Raw genomic sequence first — 26,764 nt, 5'->3', positions numbered from 1 at the left:
GTCAGGTTCTCCTCGGCCCGAGAGCGTCGGTGCGCTCGGTGGTGGGGTCGGTGGGGTCGGTGGGGTCGGACGGGTTGGCCGGTACGGCGTCCTCGCGGGTCGCCGGCACGTGCACGAAGCCGCGCCACGAGCCGTAGACGAAGGCTGCCGCGAGGAGCAGGCCGGCGGTCACGTCGGAGGGGAAGTGGACGCCGAGGTAGACGCGGTCGAGCAGGACCGTCACGGTCGCCACGGACGCGAGCACCACGGCGCAGGTGCGGCGGGCGCGGGTCCGCAGCAACGGCCACAGCAGGACGACCAGGACCATGCAGATGGCCGCGGTGTTGGCGGCGTGCCCGGACGGGAAGCTGTAGCCGGGCGCGTGCGACACGGGATCGTCCACCACCGGCCTGGCCCGCTGCACGAGCAGCTTGACCTGCAGGAAGAGGTTCCAGCCGAGCATCATCGTGATCCAGGCCCACCAGGAGCGGGCGGTCATGCCGCGGGCGCGCCAGGTCCACAGGCACACGAGCGTCGCGGCGAGGTAGGCCCGCCACGGCTGCCAGATCTCCTGCCACAGGACGAGGGCCGAGCGCAGGCCGGGGTGGGCGCGGGTGAGATCCGTGGCGGCGGCGATGGCGCGCTGGTCGAGCTCCATCAGTGGTGCGTAGCGTTGCTGCACCAGCACCGCCAGGGCGATGACAGGGGTGCTGAGGACGACGGCGGTCATCACGGCGCGGACCAGCTGACGCGCGTGGTGGCGACGCAGCCTCCCCCGCAGGCTGATCTGCCGGACGGGGCTCACGCGGCGACGTCCTCCTTGGAGGCGCCGGTCGCCGGGGTGGCGGAGGCGACCCGGACGCGCAGGGCACCCGGCAGGACGTCGGCGGTGATGGCCGTGCGCTCGCCGATCGTGTCGCCGTCGAGCTGCACCTGCACGGCGCGGTTGGCCCGGACGGTGATGTGGCGGGTGGTGTGGTGCGTGACGCGGTGGTGGCCCTTGCGCTTGGCGGTGACCAGGCGCAGGAGCACCGCGCCCCAGCCGATGCCACCGTCGGGGGACAGCATGAGGGCGTCCAGCTTGCCGTCGTCGACCTGGGCCTCGGGCATGAGCGCCAGGCCCTGGATCTTGCCGCAGTTGCCGATGATGACGCTGCGCGTGCGCCGGGAGAAGGTCTCGGTGTCGGTCGTGACCTGGGCCTTGAACTGGGAGCCCCACAGGTGCTTGGCGCCGGACACGAGGTAGGCGGCCCAGCCCACCTTGGACTTCAGGCCCTCGGGCGCGTCGGCCATGATGTCCGCGTCGAAGCCCATGCCGGCCATGACCAGGAAGTGCAGCTCCTCGGGGCCGGTGTCCTCCGGGGCCAGCGCCTCGGCGTCGACGGGCTGGTCATCGACCTCGCCCTCGCCGTCCATCGGGGCAGGGTTGACGCGGAGCACGCCGACGTCGATGACGCGCTCCTCGCCGGTCAGGGCGATGGCCAGGGCGTCGCGCAGCGAGTCGACCGGCAGGTCGAGGTTGCGGGCCAGCAGGTTGCCGGTGCCGCCGGGCAGCAGGCCGATCGGGACCTCGGAGCGGGCGCGGGCCATCTCGCTCCCGACCGTGCGCACGGTCCCGTCGCCGCCGAGCGGGCAGATCACGTCGACCCCCGCGTCGAGCGCCTCCTTGGTCTGGCCCGAGCCCGGGTCGTCCTCGGTCGTCTCCAGCCAGAGCGGCTCGTCCCAGCCGGTCTCCTGGCACAGCGCGCGGACCTCGTCGCGGACCTTGGCGACGTCGTCGAACTTCGTGGGGTTGACGATCACCGCGGCGCGGGGGAGCGGCTCCGGGTCGGGGGTGGTCTCGCTCGCGACGCCGGTCGAGGCGCCACCAGCCCTGTCGGTGCTGTCGGTGCTGTCGGAGCTGCCGGCCGCGTCCGACGGCCGCGCTGCACCCGATCGTCCCCGGGTGGCGAGGACGAGCACGAGCAGCAGGACGGCGACGGCGACGCCGATGACGAGGATCCACATGTCTGGCACGCCTGAACGGTACCCGTGCGAATGCCTGGGCCAACCCCGTTTGGGCCCGATCGGTGCCGCCTCGTGGCCCCGGGTCGTATGCCGCGTCCCGCCACCGGGGCCGAGGCGGCGACCACGCGAGCGTCCGGCCCGTCCGGCATACGAGGTGGAGGGGTGTCGTCGCAGGCCACTAGGCTGAATCCGTGATCGACATCAAGCTGCTGCGCGACGACCCCGAGCGGGTCAGGAAGTCGCAACGTGCCCGCGGCGAGGACGACACCCTCGTCGACCAGATCCTCGAGCTGGACCAGCGTCGTCGCGCGGCGCAGTCCCGGTTCGAGGCGCTCCGGGCGGAGCAGAAGTCGGTGTCCAAGGACGTGGGCGCCCTCATGGGTCAGGCGCAGCGGGCCAGGAAGGCCGGCGCCGACGACGCGGAGCAGCTGAGGCAGCAGGCCGAGGCGGCCCGGGCCACGGCCGGTGAGCTGAGCACGCAGGTCAAGGAGCTCGAGCAGGCCGCCGACGAGGCCGCTCGTGAGATGGACGTCATCGCCCACCGCATCGGCAACGTCATCGTCGACGGTGTGCCCACCGGCGGCGAGGAGGACTTCGAGCTGCGCGAGACCGTCGGTACGCCACGGGACTTCGCGGCCGAGGGGATCGACGTCAAGGACCACGTCGAGCTCGGCACGGCGCTCGGGATCATCGACCTGGAGCGCGGGGCCAAGGTCGCGGGCAGCCGTTTCTACTACCTCAAGGGCGACGGGGCGCGGCTGGAGTACGCCCTCATGGGGCTCTGTCAGCAGATCGCCGCCGAGGAGGGCTTCGTCCCGCTCGTCGTCCCCAACCTGGTCAAGGGGCAGACGATGGCGGGCGCCGGCTACCTCGACAGCCACGCCGACGAGGTCTACCAGCTGCCCGCCGACGAGCTCTACCTCACCGGCACCTCCGAGGTCGGCCTCGCGGGCTACCACCTCGACGAGATCATCGACCTGTCGGACGGCCCGCTGCGCTACACCGCGACCTCGACCTGCTACCGCCGCGAGGCGGGCAGCCACGGCAAGGACACCAAGGGCATCTTTCGCGTGCACCAGTTCCAAAAGACCGAGATGTTCGTCTACTGCCGCCCCGAGGACGCCGAGGCCGAGCACGACAACCTCCTGCGCATCGAGCGGCGGATCCTCGACGCGCTCGAGCTGCCCTATCGCATCATCGACGTCGCGGCCGGCGACCTCGGTGGCCCGGCGGCGCGCAAGTTCGACTGCGAGGCGTGGGTGCCGAGCCAGGAGCGCTACCGCGAGCTGACGTCGACGTCCAACTGCACAACCTTTCAGGCGCGCCGGCTCGCCATCCGGGAGCGCGACCCCCAGGGCAGCGGCACCCGCGTCGTCGCGACGCTCAACGGCACGATGGCCACCAACACCCGGCCCATCGTCGCCCTCCTGGAGAACCACCAGCAGGCCGACGGGTCCGTGCGTGTGCCCGACGCCTTGCGGCCGTGGCTCGGTGGCCGCGAGGCCCTGACGGCATCGGGTCGCTGACCCGTGCGCCACGGCCCCCGGATGGTCTGCCTCGACATCGACGGCACCACCATCAACCACGCCCGTGAGCTGTCCCCTGCCGTCCAGGAGGCCGTCCAGGCCGTGGCGGACGCCGGGGTGCACGTCGTCGTGGCGACCGGACGCGCCTGCGTCGCCACGATGCCGATCATCCGCGCGCTCGGGATCGAGCAGGGTCGCGCCGTGTGCTCCAACGGCGCCGTCACCCTCAAGCTGGACCCGCACAAGCGCAAGGGCTACAAGTTCACCGAGGTCGTGACCTTCGACCCCGGCCCGTCGCTGCGGCTGCTGCGCGACAAGATGCCCGGCGCCCTGGCCGCGGTCGAGGAGCTGGGCAAGGGCTTCAAGGTCAACGCGCCCTTTCCCGACGGCGAGCTGGACGGCAAGATCCGCGTCGTCGGCTGGGACGAGCTCATCGACACCCCCGCCACGCGCGTGACGCTGCGCCAGCCCGATGCCCCGGTCGAGGACTTCCTGGAGCGGGTGCACGCGGTGGGACTGCACGGGGTGTCGTATGCCGTGGGCTTCTCCGCATGGCTGGACATCGCACCCGAGGGCGTCTCCAAGGCGTCCGCGCTGGAGCTCGTGCGCCGCAAGCTCGGCGTCGACCCCCGCGACACCGTCGCCGTCGGCGACCAGCGCAACGACCTCGAGATGCTGTCGTGGGCCGCGCGTGGCGTGGCGATGGGCAATGCGCCCGACGAGGTCAAGGCCGCGGCGGACGAGGTCACGGGGCACGTCGACGACGACGGGCTCGTGCCGGTGCTGCGGTCCCTGCTCGACTGACGCCCCCGCCGACTGGTCACCTCCCGCCGACTGGTCACCTCCCGCCGCCCGCCCGGCGCCATGGGGACGTTCGTGCTCGCAAACCGGGCACAGACGTCCCCGTTGCGGCATGCGGCAGCATGAGGCGACCCCTGAACATGACCGCGCGTGTGTCTATCATCGACAGACAGTCAGGTTGGGGGACCGATGATGCGCCGTTCTGCTGCACTCGCCATGGCCGCCGTGCTCGTGCCCGCCGCCGGAGCGGTGGGGGTGATGCCATCCGCCTCCGCGCTCGTCGAGGGCACGCCTGCACAACCCGCGGTGGGCAACCCGCCGACCGCGCCGCCGACGGACACACCCACCGTGCCGAGCGACACCTCCACCACTGCGCCCACCACTGCGCCGCGTGACACCCCTGCCGCCCCGCCCCCGGCCACGTCGAGCGACACACCCACCACCACGCCCTCGTCACCTCCCACCCCACGGCCCACGTCCCCCAAGACCAACGACACGCGGCAGGTGCGGATCTCGCTGCAGTGCTCGGGTTGCCCGGGTCCGCTCCAGTTCGTCACCGGGGTCGGCCAGCTGCGCCTCGTGGGGACGACCCTGCCGGCTCGCCCCGGCGCACGCGTCAGCATCCAACGCCGGGCGCCGGGCGGCTCGGCATACGGGCAGGTCGCGGAGGTGACCACCGACCGGACGGGCGCGTTCACGTGGACCGGCCCGATGGGCCCGGCCGGGACCAGCAGCTATCGAGCCGTGCTGCCGGGCCAGGCCACATCCTCGGTCGCCTCGGCCACCGTCGTCGACGCCGCCATCATGGCGAGCGCCCCGGCGGGCCAGGACACGCTGGTCGACCCGACGGTCAGTGGGGTCGCGACGCCGCGGGCGGCGGGGCTGCAGGTGCGCACCGAGGTCCTGACGCCGGTCGGCTGGCGGACCTCGCAGGTGGGGACGACGCGATCTGGTGGAGGGTTCGCGCTGCCGCTGACCTATGGCCGAGGGGCGGTGGGCGTGGTCACCGTGCGCACCGCCATGACGCTGCCGGGCGGGCGGGTCGTCGCGAGCCCGTCGCGCGCGGTGAACCGGCTGGCCGTCCTCAACCCGGTGGTCCGTCAGACGGTGGCGGCCGACGTTCCCCGCACCTACCGCGCGGGCTGCCCCGTCGGGCCGGCGAGCCTGCGCACCATCGACATGAACCACTGGGGCTTCGACGGGCGGATCCACCGCGGTCGCCTCGTCATCCGGACCGCCAACGTCACGCCGATCCTCACCAGCTTCCGGACCGCGTTCGACGGCCGCTTCCCGATCCGGGAGATGCGTGACGCCAGCGTCTACGGCGGCGACGACATCATCTCCATGGAGCACGACAACACCAACGGCTTCAACTGCCGTCGCGTGACGGGCAACCCCTACCGGCTGTCGCCCCACAGCTACGGCACGTCGATCGACATCAACACGGTCGAGAACCCCTACCGCATCCCCTCCGGCGTCTGGCTGCCCAAGAACGGCCAGGCCTACGTCAGGCGCACCCCCTATCGCCCCGGGATGCTGACCCCTTCGACGCCGTTCACCAAGGCGCTGCTCGGCAACGGGTTCACCTGGCTGAGCGGGTTCGACTGGCAGCACTTCCAGCGATGAGCGGTCGTATGCCGGCCCGCCCCCTCGCGGCGCTGGCGCTGGTGTCCCTGCTGGGGGTGACGGCCGCCTGCTCAAGCGGGTCGCCGGGGTCGGCGACGCCGGTCACGACGACGAGCAGGGCTGCGGCGCAGGCGTCCTCGTCGAGCGGGACCCCTTCCTCCGCCTCGCCGATCGGGGCCCCGTCGGCCGCTTCGGTCGGCGCCTCGTTCGGCGGCCCCGGCCAGGGCGCGGTCACGACGCAGGAGCCCGCCGTCGTCGAGCCGCCCACGCCCACCGCGCCCGCCGCGACCAGGGCCGGGTCGCTCGACCAGCGCGCCCTGCCCAGCCCGTCCGGGTGGTCGACGGCGGCCGGGGACGGTGCCGACGGCGGCTACATCCCCAACGGCACCTGGGTCAACGCCCGCGACCCGCGCTCGACCGTCCACGAGCTCCTCGGCCTGGCGTGCCAGGGGGTCCCCGCCGGCTACCCGGTCCCGGTGGCGGCGCTCGAGGGGACCTATCGCGGGCCGGGTGGGGCGTCGGGCACGACCGTGGCGCTGGAGCTCGCGGACGAGGGGTCCGCTCGTCTGGTCGAGCTCTATCGCCTCCAGGCCGAGTCCTGCCGCGGGCGGGGCGACGCCCCGTTCACGTACGCGCTGCTGCGGGCCGGCCCCGACCTCGTGGACCGCCGCACCTTCGCCGGCGAGAGCGGGACCTGGCTCGAGGTCGTCGGCGTCCGGGGCCGGCGCGCGACCTTCTTGCTCCTGCAGGAAGGGGCAGGTCCGCTCACTCCGCTGCAGGTCGACGGCGTGATCGTCGCGCTGCGCTGAGCGCGCCCGTCGGGGCCGCCGCGCGGAGCAGCGGGGACGTTCGTGCCCGCTCAGCGATCACCGACGTCCCCATTGCCCGCGGCGGCGCCGGGTCGGCGCCCCTGCAGGGCGTCCAGGGCGAGGTCCAGGAGATCCCCTCGCCGCGACCTGTGGGCCCGCCCCTCCGGTCGTGCGCCGCCCGTGGCATGCTGGGTGCCCTATGCACGAGCTCGTCATCACCTCCCCGGCCAACCCGCGGCTGCGCGCCCTGACCGGGCTGCGCCGTCGGCGCGCCCGCGAGGAGAGCGGGGTCACCCTGCTGGAGGGCTACGAGGAGCTCGAGCTGGCGCTGTCGGCGGGGGTGCGCCCGCAGTCGCTGTTCTATTGTCCCGAGCTGATGCTCGACCCTGACCTGCAGTCGCGCGTGGTGCGGGACGTCCGGGCCGGAGGCGCCGAGGTGGTGCGGCTGGGCCGCGCCGCCTTCGAGAAGGTCGCCTACCGCGAGGGCCCCGACGGCTTCCTCGCCGTGGTGCCGTCCGTGGGCCGCGGGTTCGAGGAGCTGACGCTGCCGGCCGACCCCTTCCTGCTCGTGTGCCAGGGCGTCGAGAAGCCCGGCAACCTCGGCGCCATGCTCCGCACCGCCGACGCCGCTGGCCTCCACGCGGTCGTCGCGGCCGACCCGGTCACCGACTGGGGCAACCCCAACCTCGTGCGGTCGAGCAAGGGCACGGTCTTTTCCGTGCCGGTCGCCTCCGCGTCCACCGAGCAGACCCTGGCCGAATGCCGCTCCCGGGGCGTGCTCGTGGTCGCCGCCACCCCGGACACCGCCGTCGAGCACACCGACGTCGACTACACCGGGCCGGTCGCGATCGCCGTCGGCACGGAGAAGGCGGGCCTCACCGAGGACTTCATGGCCGCGGCCGACGTGCGGGTGCGCATCCCCATGACGGGGCGGGCCAACTCCCTCAACGTGGCGACGTCCGCGGCCATCGTGATCTACGAGGCGGTGCGTCAGCGTCGGGCCTCCGCCCGCTGACCTGGGTGCGAGGGCACGGCAGCACCTGTGTCACCATGTGGCCATGCGCCTCGACCACGTGTCCTATGCCGCCGAGCCGGACGGCTCCATCGCGACCGCCGAGCGGCTGGCGGCCCGGCTCGGGGTGGACCCGGTCTACGGCGGGGTGCACCCCCGCTTCGGCACCCGCAACATCATCCTGCCGCTCGCGCACGAGCGCTACGTCGAGGTCGTCGAGGTGCTCGACCACCCGGTGACCGACAAGGCACCCTTCGGCCAGGCGGTGCGGCTCCGGTCCGAGCAGGGCGGCGGCTGGATGGGGTGGGTCGTGTGCGTCGACGACATCCGCGAGGTGGAGCAGCGCGTGGGCCGCGAGGCCGTGGCCGGCAACCGGACCCGCCCCGACGGCGTCACCCACACCTGGCGCCAGCTGGGCGTCAAGGGCCTGATCGCCGACCCGCAGCTGCCGTTCTTCGTGCAGTGGGACGAGGACAGCGTGCACCCGTCGACCGACGCGACGAGCGAGGTCACCATCAAGCAGCTGACGATCGGCGGCTCACCGGATCGCGTGCGCGACTGGCTCGGCATGGACGCCGACGCGACGTCGTCGGTCATCGACTTCGAGTTCGTGGCGCCGGCCGGTCACCCGGGTCTGCTGGCCGTGACCTTCCAGACCCCGACCGGCGACGTCACCATCTGACCTACCGGGGGTAGGGGCATCGACCGGCCTTCGTTCGCCAGGTTGATGATCCCGCCGGGGGTAGGGGCATCGACCGGGCTTCGTTCGCCAGGTCGATGATCCCGCCGGGGGTAGGGGCATCGACCGGCCTTCGTTCGCCAGGTCGATGATCCCGCCGGGGGTAGGGACATCGTCGGCCTTCGTTCGCCAGGTCGATGATCCGGCCCCCGGCGGTTTGGCCGTATGACGGGACCCCCCCGCCACCAGACGTGGCCTCTGGTGGCGGGGGGCGCTGGGCGCATACGACCGCGTCAGGCGCGCGACCGCCCAAAGGCCTTGAGCCGCAGGCTGTTGGTCACCACGAGCACGCTCGACAGGGCCATCGCCGCGCCGGAGACCATGGGGTTCAGCAGGCCGAGGACGGCCAGCGGGATCGCCACGACGTTGTAGCCGAACGCCCAGGCGAGGTTCTGCTTGACGATCGCCAGCGTGCGCCGGGACAGGCCGATGGCGTCGGCCACCGCACCGATCTCGGGTCGCACGAGCACGATGTCGGCGGAGTCCATCGCGACGTCGGTGCCGCTGCCCATCGCCAGGCCCAGGTCGGCCTGGGCGAGCGCAGCGGCGTCGTTGACCCCGTCGCCGACCATGGCGACGACGCGGCCCTCGCGCTGCAGGCGCGCGATCGCCTCGTGCTTGTCGCTCGGCAGCACCTCGGCGATGACGTCGGCGGGGTTGATGCCGACCTCCTCGGCCACCTGGCGCGCCGTCCGCTTGTTGTCGCCGGTCAGCAGCATCGTGCGCAGGCCGAGGTCGCGCAGCGCCTCGAGCGAGGCGGGCGAGGTGGGGCGGACCTCGTCGGCGACGGTGAGGGCGGCATAGGCGACGCCACCCCACCCGACGTGGACGGTGGTGCCAACCCGGTCCAGGCTCTCCAGGTCGCCGGGGACCACGTCGAACAGGCTCGCCTTGCCGACGGTCACCTCGGTGCCCTTGATGGTGGCGCGGGCCCCCATGCCGGGCAGGTTGGTGAAGTCGCTGATCGGCCGCAGCTCGATGCCGCGCTGCTGGGCGGCCCGGACGATCGCCTGGGCGACGGGATGCTCCGAGCCGGCCTCGACGGAGGCGGCGGCCTGCAGCGCGGCGGTCGGGGTGAGCCGCCCGCTCGGCGTCACGTCGACGAGGGTGGCCTTGCCGGTCGTGACGGTGCCGGTCTTGTCCAGCACGACGGTGTCGATACGGCGCGTGGACTCGAGGATCTCCGGGCCCTTGATGAGCACGCCCAGCTCGGCGCCCCGGCCGGTGCCGACGAGCAGCGCCGTGGGGGTGGCGAGGCCGAGCGCGCAGGGGCAGGCGACGACGAGCACGGACACGGCGGCCGACAGCGCGGCGGCGGCGCCCTGCCCGGAGACCAGCCACCCCGCGAAGGTCAGCACCGCGATGACCAGCACCACCGGCACGAAGACCGCGGAGATCCGGTCGGCCAGCCGCTGCACCGGAGCCTTGCCGGTCTGGGCGGCCTCGACGAGGCGGGTGATCGAGGCGAGGGTCGTCTCGGAGCCGACGCGGGTGGCGCGGACGATGAGCCGGCCGTGCGCGTTGGTGGTGGCGCCGGTGACCTCGTCGCCGGGTCCGACGTCGACCGGGACGGACTCGCCGGTGACGACCGAGCGGTCGAGGGCCGAGGTGCCGTCGACGACGACGCCGTCGGTGGCGACCTTCTCGCCGGGGCGGACGACGAACTGGTCGCCCACCTGCAGCTCCCCGATCGGCACGCGGACCTCGCGCGTGGAGCGGGTCTGCGGGTCGATGCGCTGCACCGCCACGTCCTTGGCGCCGAGCTCGAGCAGGCTGGTCAGGGCGGAGCGGCCCGAGGTGCGGGCCCGGTGCTCGGCGACGCGGCCGGCGAGCAGGAAGGTCGTGACGACCGCCGCGACCTCGTAGTACATGTGGCCGGCGCTGCCCGCCAGAGTCGCGACGAGCGACCAGAGGAAGGCCGCGCTCACCCCGATCGACACCAGCGTGTCCATCGTGGAGGCCTTGTGGCGCGCGTTGATGATGGCGGACCGGTGGAACGGCCAGGCCGCCCAGATCGCGACCGGGGTCGTGAGCGCGAGCTCGGCCCACGGGCGGATGCCGCCGAGCAGGTGGTGCGCCGCCGGCACCATCGCCATGACGACGACGAACACCGTGAGCGGCAGGGCGATCTCGAGCCGGGTGCGCAGGGACGCGCGGCTCATCACCTGGTCGATGCCGTATGCCGGACCGCTGCCGGCCTGGGCCGCCGTCTCGGTCTCGGCAAGGCCCTCGCGGGGTCCGCCCGCTGCGCCTCGGCGCAGCTCGGTCGCCGTGTAGCCGGTCTGCTCGACGACCGCGACCAGGTCGGCGACGGTGAGTGCGGTGGGGTAGGTGACGTGGGCCTTCTCGGTGGCGAGGTTGACGCTGGCCTGGACACCGTCGAGCTTGTTGAGCTTGCGCTCGACGCGGCTCGAGCAGGACGCGCAGGTCATGCCGCCGATGGCGAGGTCGACCTCGTGCAGGTCTGCGCCGCTCTGGGCGGCCGGGGTGGCGGCCGGGCGCGGCGTCATACGGGTGGAGGTCACTTGACCACCGTGTAGCCCGCCTCGTCCACGGCGGCCTCGATCGCGGCCGGGTCGACGGGGCTCTCGCTGGTGATGGTGACGGGGGAGTCGCCGCCCGCGACCAGGTCGATCTGCACGTCGGTGACGCCCTGGACCTCCTTGAGCTCGGAGGTGACGGCGCTGGTGCAGTGGCCGCAGGTCATGCCGCTGACGGTGATGGTGGTGGTCTGGCTCATGACGGATCTCCTTGGCGTGGGGTGGGTTCAGCTCTTGACGAGGCGGGCGATGGCGGCCGAGGCCTCGGCCACCTTGACGGCGGCAGCCTCGTCGGACTCGCGAGCGGCGTCGACGACGCAGTGCCCGATGTGGTCCTCGAGCAGACCGAGGCTGACGGCCTGCAGGGCCTTGGTGATGGCCGAGATCTGGGTGAGGACGTCGATGCAGTAGGTGTCCTCGTCGACCATCCGCTGCACACCGCGCACCTGGCCCTCGATGCGCTTGAGGCGCTTGAGGTAGGCGTCCTTGTGGTCCGTCTCGACGTACGCCGGGGCGGGGTGGTGCGGGCACGTGTCGCTGCTCATGATGAGGTCAACTGTATACCCCCATGGGGTATTCCTTACGCCTCTGGGCCCCTGGGCCGGTGGGCCGGTCAGCGCGTCGGCCGCTGCAGGACGCGGCGGACGTTGACGGAGCGCAGCTCGTAGGCCCGGCCGTCGCGCTCCTCCGTCACGCCGAAGCCGGACTCGTCGCGGCGGTGCTCGGTCCACCCGGCATACACCTCGTCCACGATCCTGATCGCCTCGTCCGCGCCGAGGTCCAGCTCGGTCTGGGCCGGCCGCGTCTCGCCGTCGGCGACCTCGTGCCGGTCGGTGGCGATCACCAGGACGTCCACGCCGCCCGGCGCGGTGGCGTCGCGCATCCGCTCGAGCAGCCCGCGGAAGGCCTCGACGCTCGACACGTGCTCGAGCGTGGACACCCCGACGACGAGATCGGCTTCGCCCCTGTCGAACTCGTAGGTCTCCTGGTCCGCCACCACCGGGATGATGACGTCCGCCACCGACTCGTGGGCCGCACGCTCCTTGAGCTGCTGGATCGGGAGGTCGAGCAGGTCGACCGCCACCACGCGCGACCCGGTGGGCAGGGTCCGAGCGAGCGGTATGGCGTGCCGCCCCGATCCGGCGCCCAGGTCATAGACGCGGATCGGCCTCGAGCGGTCCAGGTGCGCGAGGGCGTCCATCACGATGGGGGCCGGCCGGTTGAGCCAGGCGTCCGGGTCCTTCGCGTCCGGCGCGGAGTAGAGCTCCTCGTGGTATCGGATCGTCTCGTCCCGGCCCTCGTCGAATCCCATGCCTTTCACCCTAGGTCGAGCCTCCCCGTCAGCGGGGCGTGAGGATCTCGCGTCGAGACCGCAACGTGTGCACGTGGGAGAGGGGTCAGGCGTCGCCGCGCAGGCGCGCCAGTCGGGTCTCGAGCAGGGGACGGCGGTGGGCGTTGCCGTGGAGCCCGACATACCGCTCGCCAAAGGCCCACAGCAGCGCGTCGTCGAGGCGGCGGACCGCGCCGGGCGGGTAGTGGTAGCCCATCCGCGACTCGATGGCGGCGTGGTCGACGCCGCGCAGGACGTCGCGCAGCTCGGCGAGGGAGGTGATGCCGAGCTCGAGCAGCAGTCCCGACACCCACGAGTAGTGGTCGGTGCGGGACCACCCGGCGTCGGCGAACTGTCCCGCGAGAAAGGCCGCGAGGTCCGAGCCCCCGATGCGGGGGTCGTCCTCGTCCTGCTCGGTCGAGGGGCCGCTCGCCTCGCGCAGGCGCTCGCGGATCGTGGAGAACTGCTGGTCGGCGAGCTCGAGCAGGCCCGCGGCGAGGGTGAACCGGCGGTCGAGGTCCGGTGCATGCTCCTCCGGCACCGACCCCTTGTAGCGGATGTCGTGCTCGAACTCCGCCCACGCGTGCTGCAGGACGGTGCGGACCTGCACCGAGGCCTTGCGTCCGGCCATGGGTCCGCCGGCGCCCTCGCGCGCGGGGTCGAGCTGCACGAGCAGGTGGCGGCTGGAGTAGCCGAACCGGCCCTCGGCGGCGGTCTCGCGCCCCATGTCCCGGTCGTCGAGGAGCACGAGCTGGGCGCCGAGCAGCTGGGCGACGGCTTCGACGTCGGCGAGGACATAGGTCACGACACGGACGCCGACCTGGTCGGTGATCTCGGTCTCGGGGTGGCGGTGGACGAGGCGACCGGCGACGCGGCGGGCGGCCTTGGCGGCATACGACTCGACGGACTTGGCCCGCCCGGTGACGGTGAGGTAGTTGATGCCGGCGTCGTCGAGGAGCTGGGTGACGAGCGCGACGTAGGCGTCGGTCGCCGCCTGCACCCGAGGGAGGTCCTCGGCGTAGCGTGCCGTCGCCTTGCTGATCCGCTGCGCCTGCTTGCCTGCCATGCGGCAAGCCTGCACCACGCGGGCGGGTGCGCGAGCCGGTGTCCGACGGCAGACCCTAGGCGTCGCCGATCTCGCAGAAGCTCTCGTAGTGGTCGGCCGTGTAGTACCAGTGCAGCGGGCTGCGCGCCGAGCCGCCGCCGGTGATGATCCGTCGGGTGCCGCGCGTCGAGGCGCCGGGCGTGTCCACGGTGTACTCCCGGTAGTAGCCGCGTGCCTCCTGCGGAAGCAACCGCTCGCGGTTGCCGAAGGTCACGCCGTCGTTGCGGGGGTGCCGGAACGGTCCGCCCGCACGGATCGCCGCGATCACCGGTGGCACCTCGGCCGGCAGCTCCTGCGGCGAGCAGGGCGGGATGGCCCGGCCCGTCGAGCGGGGCGCGCTCGGGCGGGGAGCGGTCGATCGGGGAGCAGTGGAGCGGGGAGGAGTCGAGCGGCGAGTCGCGCTGCCGGGCGCGGAGGTCGCGGGGCTCGCAGACCGTATGCCGGTGGCCCCCGTCGTCGCCCGGCCGCCGTCATCGCCCTGGGTGGCGGGCGTCGTGCACCCCGCGAGCCCGCCGCCGCCCACAAGCACGCCGCCGCCGAGCAGCAGGGCCGCGAGTCGGCGGGCGGGCGGCATACGCGTCACTGGATGGCGGGGTCGGTCGGGTCCATGGGTGCGGCGTCGGAGGCGGGGACGAGGACGGTCTCGAGGACGCGTTCGTGCTCGTCGCCGGTGACTGCCGCGTCGCGCTCGGAGCGCCAGAGGCTCTCGTGCGCCTCGGACAGCACCGACACGAGCTCGGCGAACCCGTCGGGGTCGGCCTCGCGCAGCACCTGGGCCTCGGACCAGAGCAGGACGATGCGACGGGTGCGCGGCCACCACAGGTCCAGGTCGCGCAGGGCGTCGACCAGCCCGTCGAGGTTGACGGCGGCCGAGCCGGGCAGACGCAGGGCGGCGGCGATGGCGGCCTGCGCCTGGCGCATGGTGGTGAGGCGGTCGCCCTTGAGGGGGACCACGGCGAAGTCGTCGTCCAGCAGCAGCGCCCGCGCGCGAGAGGCGTCGATGGCCTCGTGCCGGACCCACCACACGCCGGGCGCGAGCGACTCGGAGCAGCGGCGCAGGCGGCGCGGGACCGTGACCCACGTGTCGATCGGGTTGGTGGACATGAGCGACCTCCTTGCGCGGACCAGGGCAAGCCCGTGGCCTGGACTTCTCGTCAGTGTGCCTCCGGTGGGCGCGCGGGTGCGGGACCTGACCGCCATGCGGCCCCCGCCCCGACGAGGTGACAACCCGACATCGGGGCTCCTTCTGGTGGCTGTCACCACCAGAAGTGGTCCCGGTCTTGCGCGCGGGGGGAGTCGTCAGAGGACCGCGCTGGCGGGCGGACGCACCTCAGCGCAGGCGGTCGACGAGCGCGGGGGCCTGCCCGACGTAGGTCTGCGGCGTCATCGCGGCGAGCCGCTCCTCGACCTCGCTCGGCAGCCCCAGCCCGCGCACGAACTCCACCAGCTCCGCCTGCCCGATGCGGCGGCCGCGGGTCAGCTCCTTGAGCCGCTCGTAGGGGTTGTCCATGCCGGCGACGCCCTGCGCCCCGAGCGCCCGCATCGCCGACTGCACCGGCTCGCCGAGCACCTCCCAGTTGCCGTCGAGGTCGGCGGCCATGCGCTCCGGCACCGCGTCGAGGCCGGCGAGCCCGCGAGCGACGTTGTCCAGCGCCAGCATCGAGTGGCCGTAGGCCGTCCCGACGTTGCGCTGCATGGAGGAGTCGGTGAGGTCGCGCTGCAGCCGCGACTGCACGAGCGTGGAGCCGAGCACGTCGAGCAGCGCGCACGACACCTCGAGGTTGGCCTCGGCGTTCTCGAAGCGGATCGGGTTGACCTTGTGCGGCATCGTGCTCGACCCGACCGTGCCCTGACCGCGCACCTGGGCGTAGTAGCCCATGGAGATGTAGGTCCAGAAGTCGGTGCACACGTTGTGCAGGATCCGGTTGAAGCGGGCGGTGTCGGCATACAGCTCGGCCTGCCAGTCGTGGCTCTCGATCTGCGTGGTGAGGGGGTTCCAGGTGAGGCCGAGCCCCTCGACGAAGGCCTCGGAGATCGCGGTCCAGTCGGCGTCGGGGACGGCGGCGAGGTGGGCGCCATACGTGCCGGTGGCGCCGTTGAGCTTGCCGAGGAACTCCTGGCCCTCGATCCGCCGCAGCTGCCGGCCGAGGCGGTGCGCCATGACGGCGATCTCCTTGCCCATGGTCGTGGGCGTGGCGGGCTGGCCGTGCGTGTGGGCGAGCAGCGGGACGTCGCGCAGCGCCCGCGCCATCTCGGCGAGCTGGTCCACGACCGACCGGGCCTTGGGCAGCCACACCTCGCGGACCGCCCCCTGGATCATCAGGGCATGGCTGAGGTTGTTGATGTCCTCGCTCGTGCAGCAGAAGTGGATGAGCTGCTTGAGCTGGGCGGCGTCCTCGGGCGCGATCCGGTCGACGCGACGCTGCAGGTAGTACTCGACCGCCTTGACGTCGTGGACGGTCTCGCGCTCGATCTCGGCGAGCTCGGCGATGTCCTCGGCCCCGAAGTCCCCGACGATCGCCCGCAGCTGCGCGACCTCGGCGTCGGTGAGCTGCCGGACGCCGGGCACGACCTGGTGCTGCGTGAGGTGGATCAGCCACTCGATCTCGACGTGCACGCGCGTCCGGTTGAGCGCGGCCTCGGACAGGTGGTCGACCAGCGGCGCGACGGCCTTGCGATAGCGACCGTCGAGGGCGCCGAGGGCGATGGGAGGGGTCACGTCAGCGAGGGAGGCCATGGTCGTCATTCTGCCAGCCAGGCCGTATGCCGCCCGCCGCTCAGTCCTCGCCGGGCAGCTCCCGGCGGTCGGACTCCTCGAGCTGGGCGCGAGCGGCCCTGCGCCGGCGGGCGTTGTCGATCAGCATCCACACGGTGCCGACGAGTCCTCCGCCGACGGCGCCGACCAGCATCCCTCGGAGCCAGCCCCGCTGGTCACCGCTCCCGGCGGGTGTGCTCGCATGCAGCAGGGGCGCCGACGGTGTCGTCGGCGCCCCTGGCGCTGGTGCTCTCGAGGAGGTCCGCAGCGGGTGGGCTGCCGGCTGGTCCGCCGCTCGGCCTCGTGGGCGTCGCGCCGTTCCTCTCGGGTCGACGCTCGTGGTGGTGAGGCCGGCCCGGGTCGTCGAGATGGTGTCCCGTCGACCCTGCTGACCTCGATCAGACCGTATGACGATCAACCTGCGCAACGCCGATCGCTGCAATTAGTCGATATGATTGATGCGTGCGCGGCGAGGTGCGCAACATCGATCAGACCGACCACCGCGCGAGGGCGTGGTGGGACAGGAGGCGTTCATGGCCCTGGACGAGACCGACCGTCGGATCGTGCTGGCGCTCGACGAGGACCCCCGCATGACGGTGATGCTGCTCGCGCAGCGCACCGGCCTCGCCCGCGGCACGGTGCAGGCCCGGCTCGAGCGGCTGCGCGAGGACGGGGTCCTGCGACGGCACTCGTCCCGCGTCACGCCGGAGTCGTTGGGCTACGGCGTCTCGGCGCACGTGGCGGCCGAGCTCGACCAGCACCAGATCGACGCCGCCATCGCGTCGCTCAGCCGCATCCCCGAGGTCGTCGAGTGCATGGCGCCGGCCGGCGAGACGGACCTGCTGGTCCGTGTGGTGGCCACCGGCCCCGACGACCTCTATCGCGTCTCGGAGCTGATCCGCCTGTCGCCCGGCGTGATTCGCACCTCCACCACGATCTACCTGCGCGAGGTGATCCCCTATCGCACCGACCTGCTCGTGGCCCAGGGCGTCGCAGCGCAGCATCGCCCGCGCCGTGGCCGGGCCACCGGGCGGCGACCCCAGACGCGGTAGGCCCCTCCGCCATACGGCCCAGGATCCCCAACCGCCCGATCAGGCCTCCACCATTGGTCACCAGTGACGTTTTGGATCGTTCAATCGGGGCTCCGGGACGTCATTGGTGACCAATGGCGCGTGGAGCGGCGACGAGCAGGGCTCCGCGCGGGCCGGGTGGCAGGATGGCGGCATGCCAGCCGAGAGGTTCTACAACGCCTACCACCACGGCTTCGCGCGCGTGGCCGCCTGCACCGCACCGACCGCGATCGCCGATCCCGCCCGCAACGCCGACGAGATCGTGGCGGCGGCCCGCGAGCTGCACGACGACGGCGTTGCGGTGGCGGTCTTCCCCGAGCTCGGCATCAGCGGCTACGCCCTGGACGACCTCTTCCTGCAGCAGCCGCTGCTCGAGGCCGTCGACCGCGAGCTCGGCCGCGTCGCCGCCGAGACCGCCGCTCTGACCACCGTGCTCGTCGTGGGGGCGCCGCTGCGTCACCGCAACCGGCTGTACAACTGCGCGGTCGTGATCCACCGCGGCGAGATCCTCGGCGTCGCCCCCAAGTCCAACCTGCCGACCTACCGCGAGTTCTACGAGCGGCGGCACTTCGCACCCGGCGACGACGTCCGCGGCGAGATCGAGGTCGCAGGCGTCCGCGTGCCGTTCGGCCCGGACCTGCTCTTCGACGCCACCGACGTGCCGGGCCTCGTGCTGCACGTCGAGGTCTGCGAGGACATGTGGGTCCCGGTGCCGCCGTCCGCCGAGGCCGCTCTCGCCGGCGCCACGGTCCTCGCCAACCTGTCCGGCTCCCCGATCACGGTCGCCCGTGCGGAGGACCGCAAGCTCCTCGCGCGCTCCGCCTCCTCGCGGTGCCTGGCGGCCTATCTGTATGCCGCGGCCGGCGAGGGTGAGTCGACCACCGACCTGTCCTGGGATGGGCAGACCTTCGTCTACGAGAACGGCGACCTGCTCGGCGAGTCCGAGCGCTTCCCGGACGGCCCGGCCCGCTCGGTGGCCGACGTCGACCTGGAGCGGCTCGTGGCGGAGCGGCTGCGGCAGGGCACCTTCGACGACAACCGCCGCACCCACGCCGACCGCGTGTCCGCCTTCCGCACCATCGAGCTCACACTCGAGCCGCCCACCGGCGACATCGGGCTGCGGCGCAAGGTCGACCGCTTCCCGTTCGTCCCGGACGAGGCGGAGCGGCTGGCGCTGGACTGCTACGAGGCCTACAACATCCAGGTGTCCGGGCTCGAGCAGCGGATGCGGGCGATCGGCCACCCCAAGGCCGTGATCGGGGTGTCCGGCGGCCTGGACTCGACCCACGCGCTGCTCGTCTGCGCGCAGGCGATGGACCGGCTCGGTCGCCCCCGGACCGACATCCTGGCCTACACCATGCCGGGGTTTGCGACCACCGAGCACACCAAGACCAACGCCCAGCGGCTGTGCGAGCAGCTCGGCGTGACCTTCGCCGAGCTCGACATCCGGTCGGCGGCGACGCAGATGCTGACGGACATGGGCCACCCCTTCGGGCGCGGCGAGGAGGTCTACGACGTCACCTTCGAGAACGTCCAGGCCGGGCTGCGCTACGACTACCTCTTCCGCCTCGCCAACCACCAGGGCGGCATCGTCGTGGGGACGGGCGACCTGTCGGAGCTGGCGCTCGGCTGGTGCACCTACGGCGTCGGCGACCAGATGTCCCACTACGGCGTCAACACCGGCGTGCCCAAGACGCTGATGCAGCACCTCATCCGCTGGGTCGTGACGTCGGGCCAGTTCTCGGACGAGGTGGGGGAGACCCTGACCTCGATCCTCGGCACCGAGATCACGCCGGAGCTCGTGCCGACGCGCGAGGGCGAGAAGCCCCAGTCGACCGAGGCGTCCATCGGGCCCTATGCGCTGCAGGACTTCTCGCTCTACCACGTGCTGCGGCGCGGCTACCGGCCGTCCAAGATCGCCTTCCTCGCGTGGCACGCCTGGCACGACGCGGGTGTCGGCGAGTGGCCGCCCGGGTTCCCCGAGGACCAGCGGGTCGCCTACGACCTGGCCGAGATCCGGCGCTGGCTCGAGGTGTTCTGCAAGCGGTTCGTGACGCAGCAGTTCAAGCGGTCGGCGCTGCCCAACGGCCCCAAGGTGGTCAACGGTGGGTCGCTGTCGCCGCGCGGCGACTGGCGCATGCCCTCCGACGCCTCGCCCCGCCTGTGGCTGGCCGAGCTGGAGGCAGGGGTCCCCACGGCCTGACCCAGCCGGCGGGCGTCGGGGGGAGCGCCTGCGGGTCAGCCGGTGTGGGTGGTCACGCCATACTGATCGCGGGTGCGCAGCGCCCATCCCGCCAGAGGGACGCACGCCGCCCCGGCTGCCATCATCACGGCGGCCAGGACCCACCACCCCACAGCGCCGTGGTCGACGCACAGCCAGGCGATCAGCGGCGGCGCGGCGATCCCCGACAGCGAGAACGGCAGCGAGCCGAAGGCCTGGTACTGCCCCTGGCGCTCCTGCGGGGCGAGCCCGAACTGCACCCCCCACTGCCCGCCGGACGAGATCATCTCGCCGACCGTGTGGACGACCGCGCCGGCGAGCGCGAGCACCACGAGCGCGGTCCCGCCCAGCCACGCCCCGAGCCCATACAGGACGAATCCGCCCGCCACCCAGATCGATCCGCTGAGCAGCGTCCGGCGGCCCGTCAGCACCGAGTCCGAGCTGCGCGACAGCCGCACCTGCAAGGTGGCGCACATGACGGTGTTGATCAGCAGGGTCGCCGCCACCAGCCACGTCGGCGCCCCGAAGGCGTTGACCAGGGAGAGCGGGATGCCGACCTCCATGATGATGAAGTGCATCGACAGCACGGAGATGGCGAGCGTGACGGCGACGTAGGGGCGGTCGCGGAAGACCTGCCAGCGCGACCCCGGCGTGTCGTGGGTGACCAGCGGCACGGTCGGCAGCCGCCGCGCCAGCACCGCGACCAGCGCGAAGGATGCCGCGTCGAGCGCGAAGGCCATGAGATAGGCCGCCGTGGTGTCGAGGAACAGCGCGGCCCCGCCGAGCGTCGCCCCCGCGGCCATGGCGGTGTTGGTCACGGCACGCAGGTAGGCCTTGAAGCGAACGCCCTCGCCGCCCACCGCGATCCGCGGGATGAGGGCGTTGCGGGCGCCGTTCGACAGCCGCTCGCACAGCGTCTGCACGGCCACCATCGCGACCAGCGCCCACGCGGAGTGCACGAGCGTCAGCAGGCACACCGAGACGGCTGCACCGAGCGAGGCGACGGTCACGATCGCCCGCGGCTGGCGGATGTCGGCCAGGTGGCCCGCCGGCACCGACACCAGCACCGCCACGAGGGCCGCCGTCGACAGCGCCAGCGCGACGTCGTGCGCCGACAGCCCCACGCTGCGGGTGAAGTAGACCGCGAAGATCGTGAGGTAGGCGCCGCTGCCCATCCGGTCGATCAGCGTGATCGCGGCCAGCGAGCGCAGCCGGGGGTCGAGGGGGATGCCCCGTCGGGTCAGCGGTTCCGTCATACAAGAAATCTTGACAGGGGATATCTCGATGTCAAGCAAAAATCGAGGTTGATCAGTCGTCCCCGGTGATCGACAGGCCGCGCAGGCGGTATGCCGCCCAGACGGTCCCCGCCACGAGGACCACGCCCGACGCGACCCAGGCATAGCCGAGGGGCGCGCTGTCGGCGCTGATCACCGACATGTCGCCCGCCCACCCCGCGATGCGGGTGCTCCACGACCGGATGCTGAGCCACGAGATGCCTTCGAGGAGGGTGGCCAGGGCGCCCTCCCACACGAGGAGGTACATCAGGCCCCAGACGACCGAGTGCTTGGTCATCGACGACAGCGCGAGGAACAGCGCGGAGTACGCCACGGACGCGACGGCGGCGCCGACCGCCCACCCGAGCGCCTTGCCGGGATCGGTGTGGTCGAGGATCAGCGAGGCGAGCGCCATCGAGACCGCCCCCAGCAGCAGCGTCGTCGTGATCGCGGCGACGAGCTTGCTGACGACGATGTGCCAGCGGGGGATCGGCTTGGACAGCAGGTAGGCGATGGTGCCGTCGTCCATCTCGTTGCCGAGCAGCTGGGCGGCCACGAGCAGCGCGAGCAAGGGGACGACGACGGCGAGGCCGAGACCGGACAGGACGGCGCGCCCGAGGGTGCCGTCGGAGGACTGGGGCTCGCCGCCGGCCAGCCGGGCCAGCAGGCACACCGCGAGCAGCACGAGCGGCAGGGCCAGCAGGCCGAGCGAGCGGGCGCGGCCGAGCAGCGAGGAGAACGCGAGGCGGACCACGGTGGGATTCATGAGGACACCAGGTAGGAGAAGACGCTCTCCAGCGACTCGTCGGTGGGGCTGACCTCGACCAGGCGGACGTCGAGGTCGCGCGAGACGCGGGGCAGCACGTGGGTGAAGCGGCCGAAGTCGGTGGCCTCGACCTCGAGGCCTCCCGTGGGCCGCAACGAGACGCCGCGCACGCAAGGGTCGGCGACCAGGGCGGCGGCGAGCCGGCGGTCGTCGGAGGAGCGGACGACATAGTGGTTGGGTCGGTCGGTCATCAGCCGCCGTATGGCGCCGAAGTCCCCACTCGCGGCGTGGCGTCCGGCCACGACGACCTCGATCTGGCGGGCGACCTGCTCGACCTCCTCGAGGATGTGCGAGCTGAACAGCACGGTGCGCCCGTCGGACCCCATCTGCCGCAGCAGCTCCATGAGGTGCATGCGCTGGCGGGGGTCCATGCCGTTGAACGGCTCGTCGAGCAGCAGCACCGCCGGCTCGTGGACGAGGGCGCTCGCCATCTTGATCCGCTGCCGCATGCCCTTGGAGTAGGTCCGGATGACGCGCGACGCCGGGTCGTTCATCTCGACGAGCTCCATGGCGCGCTCGGCGGCGGCGCCGGGATCGGGCAGGCCGTGCAGCTCGGCGTTGGCCCGCACGAACGCCCGCCCCGTCAGGTGCTCCATGACGGACTCGCGCTCGGGCACGAGCCCGAGGTGGCGGTAGACGCCGGGGTTGCGCCAGGTGGGCTCACCGTCGAGGGTCACCGACCCCGCCGACGGCGACAGGAAGCCCGACATCAGCGCGATGAGGGTGGACTTGCCGGCGCCGTTGGGGCCGAGCAGGCCCGTGACGCCGGGTCCGATGTCCATCGTGACGTCGTTGACGGCGACGAGGTCGCCGAACCAGCGCGAGACCTGGTGCAGGGCGAGGGTGCTCATGCCGACCCCACCTTCGCGTAGCGGCGCAGCAGCAGCGCCGTGCCGCCGAGGACGACCAGGGCGGCGACGCCGAGGTAGACGGCGCCGTCGGCGAGGTCGCGCGGCGGCGCGAGGGTCGGGGCGAGGTCGAACCACCAGGTGCCGAGCCCCCCGACCAGCGTCCACGGGTTGAGCGCGCCGGCCCACACCCCGTGGATCGGCGTGGAGCCGTCGGCGGACTGGGCGATCGCGGCGATGGCGTTGGCCACGCCCGAGCTGACGAAGAGCGTGGCGACGATGGCGACGACCGCGATGCCCCGGCGGGTCGTGAGGCTGGACAGCAGCCCACCGATCACCGCGAGCAGCGCGGCGAGGATCACGAGCAGGGGCAGGGTCTTGAGCATCTCGCGGGTCTGGTCCTGCCAGGGGAGCCGGCCCAGCAGCGCGCCGAGCCAGAGCACGACGACGGGCAGGGTGACGACGATCAGGATGGCGGTGAGCAGCGACGCCAGCCGGGTCAGGACATAGGTGCTGCGGCGCATGGGCCGCGCGAGGTAGAGCGGCAGCGTGCGGAAGCGCAGGTCGCGCGAGAACAGCACGGGCGCCTGCGCGGCCACGAAGATCGCGGTGATCGTCTGCATGGTGTCGGCATACCGGTCGTAGGTCATCGGCAGCCGGTCCAGCTTGACGAAGACCGTGATCGCGACCATGACGAGCGCCGGGAGCACGGAGACCGCGAGGAGACCGAGGGGCAGCAGGCGGGACCTCATCGACCGGCCGAGGCCGAACGCGTGCCGCAGCCCGAGGACGTAGAGGGACCGGGCGACGGCGCCGTCGGACAGGCGCTCGCCGTCGTAGCCGCGGTAGCCGAGGTCGTGGATGCGGGCCGTCATGGCTGCGCCACCTCCTCGCGGACGGCGAAGACGTCCTGGATCCGGTGCCGTCCCTCCTGGATGCGGACGAGACCGAGGTCGAGGTCGATCACCGTGTCGCGCACCAGGTCTCGTACGTCGACCCCGCCGACCTCACCGCCGGGTGGCGGCACGACCTCGACGGCGCCGTCGACGGGGTGGCACTGCAGGCCGCGCTCGGCGAGGGCGTGGCCGAGCCGGTCGCGCTCGGTCGTGGTGCCGAGCACCTCCACCAGCAGCGTCCCGGTCGCCTCGGTGAACTCGGACGTCGCCGAGGACCGCAGCAGCCGCCCGCCGTCCAGCACGACGACGTGGTCGCTGACCCGCTCGAGCTCACCGAGCAGGTGGCTCGTGACCAGCACCGAGATGCCGAAGTCCGTCCCGATGCGCCGCACCAGGTCGAGCATGTCGTCGCGGCTGGCCGGGTCCAGGCCGTTCGTCGGCTCGTCGAGCAGGACGAGGTCGGGGTCGTGCACGAGCGCCTGGGCGAGCTTGGCCCGCTGCTTCATGCCCGTGGAGTAGCCGCCCATCACGCGGTAGCGCTCCTCCGCCAGCCCCACGTGCCGCAGCACGTCGGCCGCTCGTTCCCGGGCCACCGTGTGGGGCAGGCCCGACATACGGCCCATGTGCACGACGAACTCGCTGGCGCTCACGTCGGCCGGCAGGCAGTCGTGCTCGGGCATGTAGCCGACACGGGCCCGGATCGCCGCGCCCTGCGAGCGCACGTCGTGGCCGAGCACCTGCGCGTCACCGCTGGTCGGCGCCAGCAGGCCCAGCAGCACCTTGATGAGCGTCGACTTGCCGGCCCCGTTGGCGCCCACCAGCCCGGTCACGCCCTGACCCACGTCGAGATCCAGCGCGTCCAGCGCCCGCACCCGGGGGTACTCCATGGTGATCCCGCGCGTGCGGATCACCGGTGTCCCCCGGGCGACGCTCTCCCCCTCGCCTGTCATGCTCCTCACCCTAGGGCGCGCCGCCCGGGCCGGCCTATGGGTGATCCCCCTGACCCGCCGGGGGTAGGGGCATCGACCGGCCTTCGTTCGCCAGGCTGATGATCCCGCCGGGGGTAGGGGCATCGACCGGCCTTCGTCCCCCAGGCTGATGCCCCCGCCGGGGGTAGGGGCATCGCCCGTGTGGGACGAGACGCGGGTGCGCCGTCGCCGCTGACAGACCGGCCCGATCAGGGGCAGAGCTGCTGCTTCAGGAAGCCGCGTGCCGGGGCGGCCTCCCCGTCGACGTGCAGGGCCTCACGGCTGGTGCGGCCCCACAGCGCGAGATAGAGCTCCACCGCCTCGCCGCGGATCTCGGCGACCGACTCGCCCTCCTCGCCGCGCCCCGCCGACACGACCCCGTCCGACTCCTGCACCCACCACACGGAGCCCGTGTCGGTGGCCCGGATCTGCAGGGGCAGGGGCAGCGCGGTCTGCGGGTCCTCGACCCGTCGCGGCACGAAGAGGTGCAGCAGCTCGTCGACCCCGTCGTCGGCCACGGCGTCGCTGATGTCCGCCTCGATGCCGTGCGCGCGCGCGAGGTCGACCCAGTGGATCGTCGTCTCGTGCAGCTGCCGCCGGATCCAGAAGCCCACCGTGCGGTCGTCCCGGTCGAAGGTCCAGCACTCGGCGGCGGGGTCGACCTCGCGCAGCCGGTCCACCAGCCGGCGGCCGCAGTCGGCATACCACTCGCCCAGGGTCAGGTCCCCCTGCTCCCGCTCGCCCATCGATGGGCGCTCGGTGCCCCGCGTGGCCTCGGCGGCCCACAGGTGCACCCGCCCCAGGTGGTCGACCAGGTCCTCGACCGTCCAGTGGGGGCAGGTGGGGCAGTCGACCTCGGCGGCGAGGTTGGCCCCGTTGGCGGAGATGGCGTCGACGGCGGCCGTGAGGGCCTCGAGGCGCTGCGCTGCATCCATGGCCCCGACCCTAGCCAGTTCGGACGGGGCCGGCCGCCGGTCGGCCGCACTATCGGGCCGGGTGGGCGCTCAGTCCTCGTCGACGTGGTCCGGTCGGATGACGCTGAACACCTCGCCCTGCGGACCCTCCAGCACCGCCAGCTGCCCGAACGGCCCTTCGACGACGTCCATCAGCACCCGCCCGCCGAGGCGCTGGACCGCGGAGACCGTGGCGGTCGGCACGTCGCTCAGGAAGTAGGTCATCCAGTGGGGGCGGAACTGATCGCCGTACTCGTCGCCGATGCGCCCCAGCCCGCACACCAGCCGCCCGTCGGCGGTGACGACCTGGGCGTAGGCGAACGACCCGTCGTCCTCCTCGATCACCTCGTAGGAGTGGCCGAAGACCTCGCCGTAGAAGCCCATCGCCTCCTCGTGGTCGCGGACCATGAGCTCGTTCCAGACGAGCGACCCGTGCTCGTTGTAGCGCTCGGCGCCGACCCCCGGCGCGGCCTGCCACAGGCCGTGATGGGCGCCCGTGGGGTCGACCAGCAGCGCGATCCGCGCCAGGCCGGGGATGTCGGTGGGCCGCAGCAGCTGCTCGGCACCCTGCTCCTGCTCGAGGGTGGCGACACGGTCGGTGTCGTCGACGGCGAGATAGGTCGTCCACACCGCCGGCCACGGCGCGGTCGGCGGCTTGGGGCCGATCCCGGCGACCCGCAAGCCGTCGCGCAGCATCAGCAGGTAGGCGTCGGGCCCCTCCTCGACCTCCCACCCGAACAGCGTCGCGTAGGTCCGTGCCGCCGCCCTCGGGTCGTCGCACATCAGGTCCGGCCAGCAGGGCGTGCCGAGCGGCCAGGGGGTCTCGCGGACGGACATGGATGCTCCTCGGTCGGCTGGTCGGGTGGCGTGGACGGTGGCGCAGGGTCCAGTCCAGCAGAGGGACTGCGGCTTGTCAGTCAGTTGCCGCCCGTATGGCGCCGCGCCCTCCCGCTCGCGTGGCTCACGCGTCGAGCTGCTCGCGCACGTGCTCCACGACGCCGCGCATCGCCGCCTCGACCTCGTCCCGGCACCGGTCGAAGTCCGCCGCGTCGCCGTAGTACGGGTCGTCGACCTCCAGCGTCCCCGCCGCCACGGCGTCGTCGTCGAACTCCCGCATCAACCGGACCTTGTCGCGGTCCTGCTCGGTCGGGGCGTGCCGCTGCAGCTCGCGCTCGTGCCCGCGGTCGGCGACGAGGACGAGGTCGCGGTCGGCGTACCAGGCTTGCTGCCACTGGCGAGCGCGGTGGGCGGACCCGTCATACCCGCCGCTGGTCAGCGAGGTGAGGGTGCGCGGGTCGGCGCCGTCACCCTCGTGCCAGCCGCCGGTGCCGGCCGAGTCGACCTCGACACGGTCACCCAGCCCGGCCTCGTCGAGCAGGTGGCGCAGGATCACCTCGCCCATGGGGGAGCGGCAGATGTTGCCCGAGCAGATGACGCAGATGCGGTAGTCGGCCATGCCTACCAGTATCTCGCGGTTGT

The 26,764-nt window shown here is 72.7% G+C and carries 26 protein-coding genes and 1 pseudogene; 8 read left to right on the top strand and 19 right to left on the bottom strand.

Going from position 1 to position 26,764, the window contains the following annotated elements:
• Nucleotide 1: 1 nt before the first annotated feature.
• Nucleotides 2–784, bottom strand: a complete 783-nt coding sequence (locus tag GGG17_RS17070) for a phosphatase PAP2 family protein (RefSeq protein WP_154592461.1) — start codon at nucleotides 782–784, stop codon at nucleotides 2–4.
• Complete coding sequence (locus GGG17_RS03865) at nucleotides 781–1,986, bottom strand: diacylglycerol/lipid kinase family protein (RefSeq protein ID WP_154592538.1); 1,206 nt, start codon at nucleotides 1,984–1,986, stop codon at nucleotides 781–783. The genes GGG17_RS17070 and GGG17_RS03865 overlap by 4 nt, the downstream gene beginning before the upstream one ends.
• Before the next feature lie 191 nt (nucleotides 1,987–2,177).
• On the opposite strand from GGG17_RS03865, the gene serS reads away from it, so the two are divergent.
• The 6 genes from serS (at nucleotide 2,178) to GGG17_RS03835 (ending at nucleotide 8,442) form a co-directional block, all read left to right on the top strand.
• Entirely contained in the window at nucleotides 2,178–3,512 is a 1,335-nt protein-coding gene (serS, locus tag GGG17_RS03860) for a serine--tRNA ligase (RefSeq protein WP_311966400.1), read from the top strand.
• 21 nt (nucleotides 3,513–3,533) lie between these two features.
• Nucleotides 3,534–4,316, top strand: a complete 783-nt coding sequence (locus GGG17_RS03855; protein ID WP_154592536.1) for an HAD family hydrolase — start codon at nucleotides 3,534–3,536, stop codon at nucleotides 4,314–4,316.
• Nucleotides 4,317–4,502: 186 nt separating this feature from the next.
• On the top strand, nucleotides 4,503–5,939 hold the full coding sequence (locus GGG17_RS03850) for a M15 family metallopeptidase (protein WP_154592460.1): 1,437 nt from the start codon (nucleotides 4,503–4,505) through the stop codon (nucleotides 5,937–5,939).
• Nucleotides 5,940–5,947: 8 nt separating this feature from the next.
• On the top strand, nucleotides 5,948–6,748 hold the full coding sequence (locus tag GGG17_RS03845) for a hypothetical protein (protein WP_154592459.1): 801 nt from the start codon (nucleotides 5,948–5,950) through the stop codon (nucleotides 6,746–6,748).
• Nucleotides 6,749–6,947: 199 nt separating this feature from the next.
• Nucleotides 6,948–7,763 carry an RNA methyltransferase gene (locus tag GGG17_RS03840; RefSeq protein WP_154592458.1) on the top strand — a complete coding sequence of 272 codons (816 nt, stop codon included), beginning with the start codon at nucleotides 6,948–6,950 and terminating at the stop codon, nucleotides 7,761–7,763.
• A gap of 43 nt (nucleotides 7,764–7,806) precedes the next feature.
• Entirely contained in the window at nucleotides 7,807–8,442 is a 636-nt protein-coding gene (locus GGG17_RS03835) for a VOC family protein (RefSeq protein WP_154592457.1), read from the top strand.
• 290 nt (nucleotides 8,443–8,732) lie between these two features.
• On the opposite strand, the gene GGG17_RS03830 is transcribed toward GGG17_RS03835, so the two are convergent.
• From GGG17_RS03830 to GGG17_RS16825, 9 genes and pseudogenes are all read right to left on the bottom strand, one after another.
• Entirely contained in the window at nucleotides 8,733–11,009 is a 2,277-nt protein-coding gene (locus GGG17_RS03830; RefSeq protein WP_154592535.1) for a heavy metal translocating P-type ATPase, read from the bottom strand.
• A gap of 11 nt (nucleotides 11,010–11,020) precedes the next feature.
• Nucleotides 11,021–11,239: a heavy-metal-associated domain-containing protein gene (locus tag GGG17_RS03825; RefSeq protein ID WP_154592456.1), complete on the bottom strand. Its 219-nt coding sequence runs from the start codon at nucleotides 11,237–11,239 to the stop codon at nucleotides 11,021–11,023.
• A gap of 27 nt (nucleotides 11,240–11,266) precedes the next feature.
• Nucleotides 11,267–11,584: a metal-sensitive transcriptional regulator gene (locus GGG17_RS03820; RefSeq protein WP_154592455.1), complete on the bottom strand. Its 318-nt coding sequence runs from the start codon at nucleotides 11,582–11,584 to the stop codon at nucleotides 11,267–11,269.
• Nucleotides 11,585–11,652: 68 nt separating this feature from the next.
• The gene (locus tag GGG17_RS03815; RefSeq protein ID WP_195849106.1) at nucleotides 11,653–12,351 is read right to left on the bottom strand and encodes a class I SAM-dependent methyltransferase; all 699 of its coding nucleotides are present in this window, start codon (nucleotides 12,349–12,351) and stop codon (nucleotides 11,653–11,655) included.
• Between the two features lie 450 nt (nucleotides 12,352–12,801).
• Nucleotides 12,802–13,435 (bottom strand): annotated as a pseudogene (locus GGG17_RS17415) (GTP pyrophosphokinase); the annotation flags it as partial.
• A gap of 55 nt (nucleotides 13,436–13,490) precedes the next feature.
• On the bottom strand, nucleotides 13,491–14,048 hold the full coding sequence (locus GGG17_RS03805; RefSeq protein ID WP_154592452.1) for a guanyl-specific ribonuclease: 558 nt from the start codon (nucleotides 14,046–14,048) through the stop codon (nucleotides 13,491–13,493).
• Nucleotides 14,049–14,053: 5 nt separating this feature from the next.
• The gene (locus GGG17_RS03800) at nucleotides 14,054–14,578 is read right to left on the bottom strand and encodes a barstar family protein (protein ID WP_195849105.1); all 525 of its coding nucleotides are present in this window, start codon (nucleotides 14,576–14,578) and stop codon (nucleotides 14,054–14,056) included.
• A gap of 226 nt (nucleotides 14,579–14,804) precedes the next feature.
• The gene (purB, locus tag GGG17_RS03795) at nucleotides 14,805–16,211 is read right to left on the bottom strand and encodes an adenylosuccinate lyase (protein WP_154592450.1); all 1,407 of its coding nucleotides are present in this window, start codon (nucleotides 16,209–16,211) and stop codon (nucleotides 14,805–14,807) included.
• Between the two features lie 40 nt (nucleotides 16,212–16,251).
• The gene (locus GGG17_RS16825) at nucleotides 16,252–16,383 is read right to left on the bottom strand and encodes a hypothetical protein (RefSeq protein WP_283809744.1); all 132 of its coding nucleotides are present in this window, start codon (nucleotides 16,381–16,383) and stop codon (nucleotides 16,252–16,254) included.
• A gap of 379 nt (nucleotides 16,384–16,762) precedes the next feature.
• On the opposite strand from GGG17_RS16825, the gene GGG17_RS03790 reads away from it, so the two are divergent.
• Nucleotides 16,763–17,281 carry an Lrp/AsnC family transcriptional regulator gene (locus tag GGG17_RS03790; protein WP_019285356.1) on the top strand — a complete coding sequence of 173 codons (519 nt, stop codon included), beginning with the start codon at nucleotides 16,763–16,765 and terminating at the stop codon, nucleotides 17,279–17,281.
• A gap of 172 nt (nucleotides 17,282–17,453) precedes the next feature.
• Nucleotides 17,454–19,502 (top strand): NAD(+) synthase, encoded by a 2,049-nt coding sequence (locus GGG17_RS03785; protein WP_154592449.1) that lies wholly within the window; start codon nucleotides 17,454–17,456, stop codon nucleotides 19,500–19,502.
• A gap of 35 nt (nucleotides 19,503–19,537) precedes the next feature.
• Here GGG17_RS03785 and GGG17_RS03780 read toward each other — a convergent pair whose 3' ends face one another.
• The 8 genes from GGG17_RS03780 to GGG17_RS03745 form a co-directional block, all read right to left on the bottom strand.
• Nucleotides 19,538–20,776 carry an MFS transporter gene (locus GGG17_RS03780; protein ID WP_195849104.1) on the bottom strand — a complete coding sequence of 413 codons (1,239 nt, stop codon included), beginning with the start codon at nucleotides 20,774–20,776 and terminating at the stop codon, nucleotides 19,538–19,540.
• Nucleotides 20,777–20,828: 52 nt separating this feature from the next.
• The gene (locus GGG17_RS03775) at nucleotides 20,829–21,560 is read right to left on the bottom strand and encodes an ABC transporter permease subunit (RefSeq protein WP_154592447.1); all 732 of its coding nucleotides are present in this window, start codon (nucleotides 21,558–21,560) and stop codon (nucleotides 20,829–20,831) included.
• Nucleotides 21,557–22,471 (bottom strand): ABC transporter ATP-binding protein, encoded by a 915-nt coding sequence (locus GGG17_RS03770; RefSeq protein WP_154592446.1) that lies wholly within the window; start codon nucleotides 22,469–22,471, stop codon nucleotides 21,557–21,559. The genes GGG17_RS03775 and GGG17_RS03770 overlap by 4 nt, the downstream gene beginning before the upstream one ends.
• Complete coding sequence (locus GGG17_RS03765) at nucleotides 22,468–23,343, bottom strand: ABC transporter permease (protein WP_154592445.1); 876 nt, start codon at nucleotides 23,341–23,343, stop codon at nucleotides 22,468–22,470. Before GGG17_RS03765 ends, GGG17_RS03770 begins: the two co-directional genes overlap by 4 nt.
• Entirely contained in the window at nucleotides 23,340–24,314 is a 975-nt protein-coding gene (locus GGG17_RS03760) for an ABC transporter ATP-binding protein (RefSeq protein ID WP_154592444.1), read from the bottom strand. The genes GGG17_RS03765 and GGG17_RS03760 overlap by 4 nt, the downstream gene beginning before the upstream one ends.
• Nucleotides 24,315–24,541: 227 nt before the next feature.
• Nucleotides 24,542–25,267, bottom strand: coding sequence for a maleylpyruvate isomerase family mycothiol-dependent enzyme (locus tag GGG17_RS03755; RefSeq protein WP_154592443.1), 726 nt, complete (start codon nucleotides 25,265–25,267; stop codon nucleotides 24,542–24,544).
• Nucleotides 25,268–25,336: 69 nt separating this feature from the next.
• Nucleotides 25,337–26,122: a VOC family protein gene (locus GGG17_RS03750; RefSeq protein ID WP_154592442.1), complete on the bottom strand. Its 786-nt coding sequence runs from the start codon at nucleotides 26,120–26,122 to the stop codon at nucleotides 25,337–25,339.
• 124 nt (nucleotides 26,123–26,246) lie between these two features.
• A complete protein-coding gene (locus GGG17_RS03745; RefSeq protein ID WP_154592441.1) occupies nucleotides 26,247–26,741 on the bottom strand; it encodes a low molecular weight protein-tyrosine-phosphatase in 495 nt (164 codons plus the stop codon).
• Nucleotides 26,742–26,764 lie beyond the last annotated feature (23 nt).

The organism is Arsenicicoccus cauae, from assembly GCF_009707125.1.
Lineage (GTDB): Bacteria > Actinomycetota > Actinomycetes > Actinomycetales > Dermatophilaceae > Arsenicicoccus > Arsenicicoccus cauae.
This window is presented reverse-complemented; position numbering and strand designations above follow the sequence as displayed.